2 protein-coding genes are annotated in these 1,261 nt (G+C 28.3%); one reads left to right on the top strand and one right to left on the bottom strand.

Annotation, left to right across the window (positions count from 1 at the left end):
* A partial coding sequence (locus D0T08_RS27395) for a restriction endonuclease subunit S (protein WP_199538243.1) occupies positions 1 to 582 on the top strand: 582 nt, incomplete at its 5' end.
* On the opposite strand, the gene D0T08_RS27700 is transcribed toward D0T08_RS27395, so the two are convergent.
* Positions 575 to 1,261 (bottom strand): restriction endonuclease subunit S (locus tag D0T08_RS27700; RefSeq protein ID WP_199538242.1); only part of this gene is annotated, 687 nt, incomplete at its 5' end. The genes D0T08_RS27395 and D0T08_RS27700 overlap by 8 nt on opposite strands.

Here is a 1,261-nt window from a genome sequence, read left to right as displayed (position 1 = left end):
CGAATCCAAACTCAAAACCAAATAATTGAAAAATTAGAAACCTTAATTAAAGGGCTTTGTCAAAAAATTATTTGTTCTAATATTCCTAATATAAAATTAAAAGATTGTGTAAACTGTCATTCCTCTTCTTTAACTGAAGCAGATGTATTAGATAAAAATGGAATCTATCCAGTTTATGGAGCAACAGGTCTTATTTCATACATTCCGTATTACTTAATAGATGAAGAAGCAATTATGATTATTAAAGATGGGGCTGGGGTTGGGAAAGTTCAATATGGCGATGGTAAGTTTTCAGTCACAGGAACTTTAAACTATTTAACCGCTAAAGAGCAAGTGTATCTACAATATATTTTTTATTGTTTAAAATTTTTTAATTTCGATAAATACAAAGTAGGCTCGGGAATTCCGCACATATATTTTCGAGACTATAGCGAAGCAAATATTTATTGTCCTAACATTAAAGAACAAGAAAGAATAGCTTCTTTTTTATCTTACATTGAGCAAAAAATTAAAATTGAAATACTATTACTACAAAAATACGAGATTCAGAAAAAAAGCTTTTTAAATAGTCTTTTTATATAAATAGATTTTTTAGTAGATAACCTTTCTGTACTTTATATTGTTCTAACGACATTTTCTCCAAAGTAATTTGCGTGTTCATACTTGATAATAAGTTTGAGATACGCTTTTGCTCTGGCAAAGAAGGTAAATTGAAGTTTATATCAAAAAAATCTGATATACCAACGTTTAGTAAACCGTGATTTCTAGCACCTTCTTGAGCAATTTTCTCTATTTCTCTATTTTGGAGACCTGATTCAAAAAAATGCTCCATAAAATCTATATTAACATATCTATTAAATCTTAAGCAAATATATAATGTTGAAACAACCCCTTTTTCATATTTGTTAAGCCTCTTTATGGCACCCATCGGATAACCGGCTGAATAACTTTTATTATAAGCGAAATCATTCCTTTGCAGAATATAATAACCTGAAATATCTCTCGCTGAAACAGATTTATTAAAAAAATCTAATTGGCTGATTAATCCTAATTGAGCAGATATTGTTAAAACATTAAGATTGTTTTCTGAATTCTTTTCTGTTATTCTTTGTGAAATATCTTTTAATGACTTTAACTCCCAATTCGGAAAATCATTTCCATCTTTATCTGTGAATCTAACTTTTTGATTAAACAATTGTTCCCTTAGCCCTTTAATTAAGGTTTCTAATTTTTCAATTATTTGGTTTTGAGTTTGGATTCG

The sequence above is a fragment of the Emticicia sp. C21 genome, assembly GCF_003418935.1.
Taxonomy (GTDB): domain Bacteria; phylum Bacteroidota; class Bacteroidia; order Cytophagales; family Spirosomataceae; genus Emticicia.
The sequence above is the reverse complement of the archived record's forward strand: the minus strand, read 5'-3'. Positions and strand labels throughout refer to the sequence as shown.